At 65.4% G+C, this 9,296-nt stretch carries 20 protein-coding genes; all 20 read right to left on the minus strand.

The window, feature by feature from the left end; all coding sequences use genetic code 11:
- Window positions 1-4: 4 nt before the first annotated feature.
- Complete coding sequence (gene rpmD / locus N799_RS11640; RefSeq protein ID WP_036212606.1) at window positions 5-202, minus strand: 50S ribosomal protein L30; 198 nt, start codon at window positions 200-202, stop codon at window positions 5-7.
- Entirely contained in the window at window positions 195-728 is a 534-nt protein-coding gene (gene rpsE, locus N799_RS11645) for a 30S ribosomal protein S5 (protein WP_036212609.1), read from the minus strand. The genes rpmD and rpsE overlap by 8 nt, the downstream gene beginning before the upstream one ends.
- A gap of 161 nt (window positions 729-889) precedes the next feature.
- Window positions 890-1,243 carry a 50S ribosomal protein L18 gene (rplR, locus tag N799_RS11650; protein ID WP_036212612.1) on the minus strand — a complete coding sequence of 118 codons (354 nt, stop codon included), beginning with the start codon at window positions 1,241-1,243 and terminating at the stop codon, window positions 890-892.
- A 29-nt stretch (window positions 1,244-1,272) separates the two neighbouring features.
- A complete protein-coding gene (gene rplF, locus N799_RS11655; RefSeq protein WP_036212615.1) occupies window positions 1,273-1,800 on the minus strand; it encodes a 50S ribosomal protein L6 in 528 nt (175 codons plus the stop codon).
- A 13-nt stretch (window positions 1,801-1,813) separates the two neighbouring features.
- Entirely contained in the window at window positions 1,814-2,212 is a 399-nt protein-coding gene (rpsH, locus tag N799_RS11660) for a 30S ribosomal protein S8 (protein ID WP_036212617.1), read from the minus strand.
- A 131-nt stretch (window positions 2,213-2,343) separates the two neighbouring features.
- Entirely contained in the window at window positions 2,344-2,649 is a 306-nt protein-coding gene (gene rpsN / locus N799_RS11665; RefSeq protein ID WP_036212620.1) for a 30S ribosomal protein S14, read from the minus strand.
- 16 nt (window positions 2,650-2,665) lie between these two features.
- A complete protein-coding gene (gene rplE / locus N799_RS11670; protein WP_036212623.1) occupies window positions 2,666-3,208 on the minus strand; it encodes a 50S ribosomal protein L5 in 543 nt (180 codons plus the stop codon).
- 11 nt (window positions 3,209-3,219) lie between these two features.
- On the minus strand, window positions 3,220-3,534 hold the full coding sequence (gene rplX / locus N799_RS11675; protein ID WP_036212626.1) for a 50S ribosomal protein L24: 315 nt from the start codon (window positions 3,532-3,534) through the stop codon (window positions 3,220-3,222).
- 14 nt (window positions 3,535-3,548) lie between these two features.
- Window positions 3,549-3,917 (minus strand): 50S ribosomal protein L14, encoded by a 369-nt coding sequence (gene rplN / locus N799_RS11680; protein ID WP_036212629.1) that lies wholly within the window; start codon window positions 3,915-3,917, stop codon window positions 3,549-3,551.
- Window positions 3,918-3,932: 15 nt separating this feature from the next.
- Window positions 3,933-4,202: a 30S ribosomal protein S17 gene (gene rpsQ / locus N799_RS11685; protein WP_036212633.1), complete on the minus strand. Its 270-nt coding sequence runs from the start codon at window positions 4,200-4,202 to the stop codon at window positions 3,933-3,935.
- 11 nt (window positions 4,203-4,213) lie between these two features.
- Window positions 4,214-4,399 carry a 50S ribosomal protein L29 gene (gene rpmC, locus N799_RS11690; RefSeq protein ID WP_036212636.1) on the minus strand — a complete coding sequence of 62 codons (186 nt, stop codon included), beginning with the start codon at window positions 4,397-4,399 and terminating at the stop codon, window positions 4,214-4,216.
- The gene (gene rplP / locus N799_RS11695; protein ID WP_036212638.1) at window positions 4,399-4,812 is read right to left on the minus strand and encodes a 50S ribosomal protein L16; all 414 of its coding nucleotides are present in this window, start codon (window positions 4,810-4,812) and stop codon (window positions 4,399-4,401) included. Before rplP ends, rpmC begins: the two co-directional genes overlap by 1 nt.
- 6 nt (window positions 4,813-4,818) lie before the next feature.
- Complete coding sequence (gene rpsC, locus N799_RS11700; protein ID WP_036212641.1) at window positions 4,819-5,553, minus strand: 30S ribosomal protein S3; 735 nt, start codon at window positions 5,551-5,553, stop codon at window positions 4,819-4,821.
- Window positions 5,554-5,556: 3 nt separating this feature from the next.
- Window positions 5,557-5,892, minus strand: coding sequence for a 50S ribosomal protein L22 (rplV, locus tag N799_RS11705; protein ID WP_036212644.1), 336 nt, complete (start codon window positions 5,890-5,892; stop codon window positions 5,557-5,559).
- A 10-nt stretch (window positions 5,893-5,902) separates the two neighbouring features.
- Window positions 5,903-6,169, minus strand: coding sequence for a 30S ribosomal protein S19 (gene rpsS, locus N799_RS11710; protein WP_036212645.1), 267 nt, complete (start codon window positions 6,167-6,169; stop codon window positions 5,903-5,905).
- 6 nt (window positions 6,170-6,175) lie between these two features.
- Window positions 6,176-7,003, minus strand: coding sequence for a 50S ribosomal protein L2 (gene rplB / locus N799_RS11715; protein ID WP_036212649.1), 828 nt, complete (start codon window positions 7,001-7,003; stop codon window positions 6,176-6,178).
- An 11-nt stretch (window positions 7,004-7,014) separates the two neighbouring features.
- The gene (gene rplW / locus N799_RS11720) at window positions 7,015-7,311 is read right to left on the minus strand and encodes a 50S ribosomal protein L23 (protein WP_036212652.1); all 297 of its coding nucleotides are present in this window, start codon (window positions 7,309-7,311) and stop codon (window positions 7,015-7,017) included.
- Entirely contained in the window at window positions 7,308-7,919 is a 612-nt protein-coding gene (gene rplD, locus N799_RS11725) for a 50S ribosomal protein L4 (RefSeq protein WP_425476989.1), read from the minus strand. Before rplD ends, rplW begins: the two co-directional genes overlap by 4 nt.
- Window positions 7,916-8,572 (minus strand): 50S ribosomal protein L3, encoded by a 657-nt coding sequence (gene rplC / locus N799_RS11730; protein WP_036212658.1) that lies wholly within the window; start codon window positions 8,570-8,572, stop codon window positions 7,916-7,918. Before rplC ends, rplD begins: the two co-directional genes overlap by 4 nt.
- 10 nt (window positions 8,573-8,582) lie before the next feature.
- Window positions 8,583-8,894 (minus strand): 30S ribosomal protein S10, encoded by a 312-nt coding sequence (rpsJ, locus tag N799_RS11735; RefSeq protein WP_036212661.1) that lies wholly within the window; start codon window positions 8,892-8,894, stop codon window positions 8,583-8,585.
- Window positions 8,895-9,296: the final 402 nt, after the last annotated feature.

Below are 9,296 nucleotides of genomic sequence, written 5' to 3' on the forward strand. Positions count from 1 at the left end.
TCAGTTACTCCTCGACCCGGACCAGGTAGTGGACCTTGTTGATCAGGCCCCGCACCTGCGGGCTGTCCTTCAGTTCACGCACGTCGTTGAGCTTGTTCAGGCCCAGCGCACGCACCGACAGGCGGTGACGCGACTGGCAGCCGCGCAGGCCCTTGACCAGGCGCACCTTGACGGTGCCGGTGTTGTTCTCGGTCTTAGCCATTGATCAGATCCTCGACCTTCTTGCCACGCTTGGCCGCGATCTTGGCCGGCGAGTGCATCTCCGTCAGGCCGCGCAGGGTCGCGCGAACCAGGTTGATCGGGTTGCGCGAGCCGACGGCCTTGGCCAGCACGTCCTTCACGCCGACCGCTTCGAGCACGGCGCGCATCGCACCGCCGGCGATCACGCCGGTACCTTCCGAAGCGGGCTGCATGAACACGCGGGCCGCGCCGTGGCCGGACTTCACCGAGTGCCACAGGGTGCCGCCGTTGAGTTCGACGTTGCTCATGTTCTTGCGGGCGTACTCCATCGACTTCTGGATCGCGACCGGCACTTCGCGCGCCTTGCCGTAGCCGAAGCCGACCTTGCCGGCGCCGTCACCCACCACCGTCAGCGCGGTGAAGGTGAACTGGCGACCACCCTTGACGGTCTTGCTGACGCGGTTGACCGCGATCAGCTTCTCGATCATGCCGTCATCGATTTCCTCGCGGTTGCGGTCACGCCCCCGCGATTCACGTTCGTTAGCCATTTCAGTTCCTGGAAGTTGGGGATTTGCTTGCGGCTTGGCCGCTTATGGTTGTCGGTTACCGCGGGTGTTCCGCAGCGACGGCAACCCGCCACTGCGTCCGGCACGCCCCGCGCCGGCGGGTGGAACCGATGCATGGGGCCGGAGCCCCACGCATCCAAGCATCAGAACTGCAGGCCACCCTCGCGGGCGGCGTCGGCCAGCGCCTTGATGCGGCCGTGGTAGCGGTAGCCCGAGCGGTCGAACGCGACCTTCTCGATACCGGCGGCCTTGGCCTTCTCGGCGATCGCCTTGCCGACCTTGGCGGCGGCATCGGCGTTCTTGCCGCTCTTCAGGCCGTCCTTGACGTCGGCCTGGGTGGTCGAGGCGGCTGCCAGGACCTTCGAGCCGTCGGCGGTGAAGACCTGGGCGTACAGATGCTGGCCGGTGCGCAGCACCGACAGGCGCGGCACGCCGAGCTCGCGGATGTGCGCACGGGTCGACTTGGCGCGACGCAGGCGGGCGATGTTCTTGTTCATTGTCTGGTCCTCGAAAGCTGAAAGCCGGGTTAGGCCTTCTTGGCTTCCTTGCGAATGATGTTCTCGCCGGCGTACTTCACGCCCTTGCCCTTGTAGGGCTCCGGCGGACGGAAACCGCGAATCTTGGCAGCCACCTCGCCGACACGCTGCTTGTCGGCACCGGCCACGACGATCTCGGTCTGGGTCGGGGTGCTGATGGTGATGCCTTCCGGGGCCTTGAACAGGACCGGATGGGAGAAGCCCAGCGACAGGTTCAGGTCCGGGCCCTGCATCGCGGCGCGGTAGCCGACGCCGACCAGCTCAAGCTTGCGCTCGAAGCCGGTGGACACGCCGTGCACCATGTTGGCGACGATGGCGCGCAGGGTACCGGTCAGCGGGACCAGCGCCGGCTCGCTGGCCGACAGGTGGGCGTGGCCATCCTCGATGGCGACGGCGATGCCGGCAGGCTTGGCGATCGACAGGGTGCCCTTCGGCCCCTTCACGGTCACGTTCTCGGGCTGGACGTTCAGTTCGACACCCTTGGCCAGGGCGATCGGCTTCTTGGCAACTCGGGACATGTTCGTTACTCCCTCAGGCCACGAAGCACAGGACTTCACCGCCGACGCCCTGCTGGCGCGCCTGCGCATCGGTCATGATGCCCTTGGAGGTGGAAATGATGGCGACGCCGAGACCACCGAGCACCTTCGGCAGGTCGTCCTTGCCACGGTACTGGCGCAGGCCCGAGCGCGAGAAGCGCTTGAGCTGCTCGATCACCGGCTTGCCTTCGTAGTACTTCAGCTCGATCTCGAGCTCGCTCTTGCCGGGACCGGCCTCGGTCACGCGCGAACCGAGGATGTAACCCTCGTCCTGCAGCACCTTGGCGATCGCGACCTTGATCTTGGAGGACGGCATCTTCACCGTCGGCTTGCCGACCGCGGCCGCATTGCGAATGCGGACGAACATGTCGGCGATGGGATCAGTCATGCTCATGTGTGGTTCCTGATGAGTGCACCGATATCCGCTGTTGCGAATTCAGTTGTGACGCCACGGCCGGGCGGCCGTGGCGCTTGGGTGTTGCGAGCCGGCTAGTCTAGCAGACAGCCGGCCTGGAGGTGCAACGGTTACCAGCTGGCCTTGCGCAGCCCCGGCACGTCGCCGTTCATCGTGGCCTTGCGCAGCATGTTGCGGCCGAGGCCGAACTTGTTGTAAACGCCGCGGGGACGGCCGGTCAGGGCGCAGCGGCTGGTCTGGCGGCTCGGGGACGAGTCGCGCGGCAGCTTCTGCAGCTTGACCACGGCCTCTTCCTTTTCCTCGTACGAGGCGGTCGGGCTGGCGATGATCTTCTTCAGTTCCTCGCGCTTGGCGGCGTACTTCGCCGCCAGCTTGGCCCGCTTCACCTCGCGGTTGATCATGGACGTCTTGGCCATGGGTGTATTCCTCGGGTCAGTTGCGGAACGGGAAGCGGAAGGCTTCCAGCAGGGCGCGCGCTTCGGCGTCGCTCTTCGCGGTGGTGGTGATCGCGATGTCCATGCCGCGCAGGGCGTCGACCTGGTCGTAGTCGATCTCCGGGAAGATGATCTGCTCCTTGACGCCCATGTTGTAGTTGCCACGGCCGTCGAACGCCTTGCCGGACACGCCGCGGAAGTCGCGCACGCGCGGCAGCGAGACGTTGATCAGGCGGTCGAGGAACTCGAACATCTTCTCGCGACGCAGGGTCACCTTGCAGCCGATCGGCCAGCCGTCGCGGATCTTGAACGACGCCACGGAGACGCGGCTCTTGGTCACGACGGGCTTCTGGCCGGAGATCTTGGTCATGTCGGCGACCGCGTTCTCCAGGATCTTCTTGTTGGTGGCGGCCTCGCCCACACCCATGTTCAGGGTGATCTTGGTGATGCGCGGCACCTCCATCGGATTCTTGTAGCCGAACTTCGCGGTCAGCGAGGGGACGACTTCTTCCTTGTAGAACTTTTCAAGCCGGGTGGTCATTTCAGCATTCCTCAGGCGTCAACCGCCTCACCGCTGGAGCGGAACACACGCAGTTTGCGTCCATCCTCCAGCACCTTGATGCCAACGCGCTCGCCCTTGCCCGTGGCCGGGTTGAAGAGCATGACGTTGGAGATATGGATCGGCGCCTCGCGCTCGATCACGCCGCCGGGCTGGCCCAGCTGCGGGTTCGGCTTGGTGTGGCGCTTGACGATGTTGACGTTGGACACGACGACCTTGTCGCCGGCCACGCGCACGACGTCGCCCTTCTTGCCCTTGTCCTTGCCGGCGGTGACAACGACCTGGTCGCCTTTCTTGATACGGTTCATGTCAATTCCTCCGCTCAGAGCACTTCGGGTGCGAGCGAGACGATCTTCATGAACTTCTCGGAGCGCAGCTCGCGGGTCACGGGCCCGAAGATGCGGGTGCCGATCGGCTCATGCTTGTTGTTGAGCAACACCGCGGCGTTGCCATCGAAGCGGATCAGCGAGCCGTCCGGGCGACGGACGCCCTTGCGGGTGCGGACCACGACGGCGTCGTAGACGTCGCCCTTCTTGACCTTGCCACGCGGGATCGCGTCCTTGACGGTGACCTTGATGATGTCGCCGATCGCGGCGTAACGGCGCTTGGAGCCGCCGAGCACCTTGATGCACATCACTTCCTTCGCCCCGGAGTTGTCGGCCACGCCGAGGTAGCTTTGCATCTGGATCATGGTTCAGCCTCCTCGTTATTCGGCCGCGCGGCTGACGATCTCAACCACGCTCCAGTTCTTGGTCTTGGACATCGGGGCGATCTCGCGCACCCGGACGACGTCGCCTTCGTTGCAGGCGTTGTCTGCATCGTGCGCATGGAGCTTGGTCGAACGGCGGATGTACTTGCCGTACAGCGCGTGCTTGACCTGGCGTTCAACCAGCACGGTGACGGTCTTGTCCATCTTGTTGCTGACCACGCGTCCTTCGACCGTGCGCAGCGCCTTCTCTGTATTGTTGTCGGTCATGGCGTGGATCCTTACTTCTGCTGACCCAGCAGGGTGTTGACGCGAGCGATCTCGCGGCGCACCCGGCGGGCTTCATGGGTCTTGGCGAGCTGGCCAGTGGCCTTCTGCATGCGCAGGGAGAAGCTCTCCTTGTGCAGCTCGACCAGGTGGGCCTTGAGCTCGTCAGCCGACTTCGCGCGGAGTTCTTTCAGTTCCATTAGCGCACCGTCCGGGTAACAAACTGGGTGGTGACCGACAGCTTGGCCGAAGCCAGGCGGAAGGCCTCGCGGGCGATGTCCTCGGACACGCCTTCGATCTCGTAGATCATGCGGCCCGGCTGGATCTGGGCGACCCAGTACTCGACGTTGCCCTTACCGGAGCCCATTCGGACTTCGATCGGCTTCTTGGTGATCGGCTTGTCGGGGAACACGCGGATCCACATCTTGCCGCCACGCTTGACGTAGCGGCTGATGGAACGACGCGCGGCCTCGATCTGGCGGGCGGTGATCTGCCCGTGCGCGGTCGCCTTCAGGCCGTACTCGCCGAAGCTGACGGCGTTGCCGTTCCACGCCAGGCCGTCATTGCGGCCCTTGTGCATCTTGCGGTATTTGGTTCGCTTGGGTTGCAACATGGTCGGTTACCTCGATTCACGCGGCGGACGCGGGCCACGGTCGCGACGGTCGCCGCGATCACCGCGGTCGCCACGCGGGCTGTCGTCCTGCTTTTCCTGGCCGACCTGGGAGAAATCGAAGATCTCGCCCTTGTAGACCCAGACCTTGATGCCGATGATCCCGTACGTCGTCTTGGCTTCGGCGAAGCCGTAGTCGATGTCGGCGCGGAGGGTGTGCAGCGGCACGCGGCCTTCGCGGTACCACTCCGAGCGCGCGATCTCGGCGCCGTTGAGGCGGCCGGCCACGTTGACCTTGATGCCCAGCGCGCCGAGGCGCATCGCGTTGCCGACCGCACGCTTCATCGCGCGGCGGAACATGATGCGGCGCTCGAGCTGCTGCGCGATCGACTCGGCCACCAGCTGGGCATCGAGCTCGGGCTTGCGCACTTCGGTCACGTTGATGTGCGCCGGGACGCCCATCATGTCGCTGACTTCCTTACGCAGCTTGTCGATGTCCTCGCCGCGCTTGCCGATCACCACGCCCGGGCGGGCGGTGTGGATCGTGACGCGGGCGTTGTTGGCCGGGCGCTCGATGAAGATCTTCGAGATACCGGCCTGGGCGAGCTTCTTGCGCAGCATCTCGCGGACCTTCAGGTCGGCGGCCAGGTACTCGGCGTACTGCTTCTTGCCGGCGAACCACTTCGAGTTCCAGTCCTTGGAAATGCCAAGGCGGATGCCGGTCGGATGAACTTTATGACCCATGAGTTACTTCCCCTCGCCGACGACGACGGTGATGTGGCTGGTGCGCTTGAGGATGCGGGTACCGCGTCCCTTCGCACGGGCCATGAAACGCTTCAGCGTCGGGCCCTCGTCGACCATGATGGTCTTGACCTTGAGCTCGTCGATGTCGGCGCCCTGGTTGTTCTCGGCGTTGGCGATGGCGGACTCGACGACCTTGCGGATCAGCGAGGCGGCCTTCTTGTCGGAGAACTTGAGCAGGTTGACGGCACGCTCGGCGCTCAGGCCACGGACCTGGTCGGCGACCAGGCGGGCCTTCTGCGGCGAGATGCGCGCGGTGCGCAGGATTGCTTTCGCTTCCATGGTCATCTCCTTAGCGGCTCTTCTTGTCGGCCACGTGACCCTTGAACGTACGGGTCAGGGCGAACTCGCCGAGCTTGTGGCCAACCATGTTCTCGTTGACCAGCACGGGGATGTGGTTGCGACCGTTGTGCACGGCGATGGTGAAGCCCACCATCTCCGGCAGAACCATCGAGCGACGCGACCAGGTCTTGATCGGCTTCTTGTTGTTGGCCGCAGCCTCCACCTTCTTGATGAGATGGTGGTCGACGAACGGGCCCTTCTTGAGTGAACGTGCCATGGCCGATTAGCTCCTACGATCGCGCACGATGAACTGCTGGGTGCGCTTGTTCTTGCGGGTCTTGTAACCCTTGGTCGGGACGCCCCACGGGGTGACCGGATGCGGGTTGCCCTGGCCGGCCTTGGCCTCACCACCACCGTGCGGGTGGTCGACGGGGTTCATCGCCGCGCCGCGGACGGTCGGGCGGACACCACGCCAGCGCTTGGCACCGGCCTTGCCGAGCTTCTCGAGGTTGTGCTCGACGTTGCCGACTTCACCGATGGTGGCGCGGCACTCGACCGGCACCTTGCGCATTTCGCCGGAGCGCAGGCGCAGCGTGGCGTAACCCTGCTCGCGGGCGACCAGCTGCACGCCGGCACCGGCGGCACGCGCCAGCTGGGCGCCCTTGCCGGGCTTCATCTCGATGCAGTGGACCGTCGAACCGACCGGGATGTTGCTCAGCGGCAGCGTGTTGCCGACGCGGATCGGGGCGTCGCGGCCGGCGATCACCTGGTCGCCATCCTTCAGGCCCTTGGGCGCGATGATGTAGCGACGCTCGCCATCGACGTAGCACAGCAGGGCGATGTGGGCGGTACGGTTCGGGTCGTACTCGATCCGCTCCACGCGCGCCGGGATGCCTTCCTTGTTGCGCTTGAAATCGATGATGCGGTAGTGCTGCTTGTGGCCACCACCGATGTGACGGGTGGTGATCCGGCCGTGGTGGTTGCGGCCACCGGTCTTGCTCTTCTTTTCGACCAGCGCAGCGTGCGGGGCACCCTTGTGCAGGCCGGGCGTCACCACGCGGACGGCGGAACGGCGGCCGGGCGAGGTGGGCTTGAAAGTCATCAATGCCATGGTTCCAGTCCTCAGGCCTTGGCCATCACGTCGATCGACTGGCCCTCGGCCAGCTTCACGTACGCCTTGCGCCAGTCAGCGCGGCGGCCCATGCGGAACTTGAAGGCCTTGGACTTGCCCTTCACGTTGACCACGTTGACCGCCTCGACCTTGACGTCGAACAGCTTTTCCACGGCGACCTTGATGTCGGCCTTGGTAGCGGTCGTCGCCACTTCGAAGACGTATTGATTGGAAACTTCCTGCAGGCGCGCGGTCTTCTCGGACACACGCGGCGCACGGATCACGTTGTAGAGCTTGGCGTCGTTCATGCCAGCCACTCCTCGATCTTCTTGACCGCATCGGCGGTGACCACGACCGAGTCGGCGCCAACCAGCGCGACCGGATCCAGGCCCTGCACGTCGCGGACTTCGACATACGGCAGGTTGCGCGCCGAGAGGTACAGGTTCTCGGTGGCATCCTCGGTGACCAGCAGCGGACGCTTGCCCGCGCCGAGGTCCTTGAGCAGGGCGGTCATGCCCTTGGTCTTCGGCGAATCGATGGCCAGCGACTCGACCACGGTGATGCGGCCCTGGCGGTTGAGCTCGGACAGGATCGCGGCGATCGCGGCGCGGTACATCTTGCGGTTGACCTTCTGCGCGAAGCTGCGCGGCTTGGCCGCGAAGGTCACGCCACCGCCGACGAAGATCGGGGCCGTCAGGGCGCCATGACGCGCACCGCCGCCCTTCTGCTTCTTCGACTTCTTGGTGGTGCCGGCGACTTCCGAGCGGGTCTTCTGCGCCTTGGTGCCGGCACGGCCGGCATTGCGGTACGCGACCACGACCTGGTGGACCAGGTCCTCGCTGAACTCGCGGCCGAAGATCTCGTCGGACACCGACACGGTCTTGCTGCTGTTATTGATGGCAAGTTCCATCGTCATACTCCCTTGCTCGACGGGCGGACGATCACGTCGCCGCCCGGCGCGCCCGGCACCGCACCCCGGATGGCGATCAGGCCGCGCTCGGCGTCGACCTTCACCACCTGCAGGCCCTGGGTGCTCTGCTGGACCGAACCCATGTGGCCGGACATCTTCTTGCCCGGGAACACGCGACCCGGCGTCTGGCGCTGGCCGATCGAGCCCGGGGCGCGATGCGACAGCGAGTTACCGTGGGTGGCGTCGCCCATGCGGAAGTTCCAGCGCTTGATCGTGCCCTGGAAGCCCTTGCCCTTGGTCACGCCCTGCACGTCGACGATCTGGCCGGCCTCGAAGATGTCGGCGCGGATCTCGCCGCCGACCTCGAAGTCGCCGAGCTTGTCGTCGGCCACGCGGAACTCCCACAGGCCACGGCCGGCTTCGACCTTGGCCTTGGCCAGGTGACCGGCCTCGGGCTTGTTGACCAGCGACGCGCGCTTGACGCCGGCGGTGACCTGCACGGCGCTGTAGCCGTCGACGTCGACGGTCTTGATCTGGGTGATGCGGTTCGGGGTCGCCTCGATCAGCGTCACCGGCACGGACTTGCCGTCCTCGGTGAAGAACCGGCTCATGCCGGCCTTGCGACCGACGATGCCCAGCGAATACTTCTTCGCAGTCATGTGGTTGGCCTCAGGTCAGCTTGATCTGGACGTCGACGCCCGCCGCGAGCTCGAGCTTCATCAGCGCGTCCACGGTCTTGTCGTTGGGGTCGACGATGTCGAGCACGCGCTTGTGCGTGCGGGTCTCGTACTGGTCGCGCGCGTCCTTGTCGACGTGCGGCGAGGTGAGAATGGTGTAGCGCTCGATCTTGGTCGGCAGCGGGATCGGGCCACGCACTTGCGCGCCGGTCCGCTTGGCCGTTTCGACGATCTCGCTGGCCGAGCGGTCGATCAGACGATGATCGTACGCCTTCAGCCGAATCCGGATCTTCTGGTCCGCCATGACGGTGTTCCTTGGTTAAAAGAGCGACGGGCCGGCGTCTGGTTGCGCCGAACCCCGGTGAACTGCAAACGCCGGCTCGCGAAGACGCTGCCGGCTCCCTCAAAAATCAAGGCAGGCCGGTTTCCCGGCCCGCCCAGACGGAATCTGCGAACGCATGAAGCCACCGCGGCCGGGAGCCCCGGGCCGGGCAGCACCATGCGACATTTCCCTGTCTGGCGAAGACGAGGCGCTTCCTGCCCCTCATTTCGCTGGTTCATGGACCCGACAAAGCTGCCGGGCCCATGGTGGTCGCGCATTCTAGCGGGTTTCCGGGACGGCGTGCAACTCCGTCCCGACCACTGCCGCCCGCGCCGCGGGCGACCGACCTGCTCTTACTTGATGATCTTCGAGACCACGCCGGCG

Source organism: Lysobacter arseniciresistens ZS79, assembly GCF_000768335.1.
In the GTDB taxonomy this organism is placed as follows: domain Bacteria; phylum Pseudomonadota; class Gammaproteobacteria; order Xanthomonadales; family Xanthomonadaceae; genus Novilysobacter; species Novilysobacter arseniciresistens.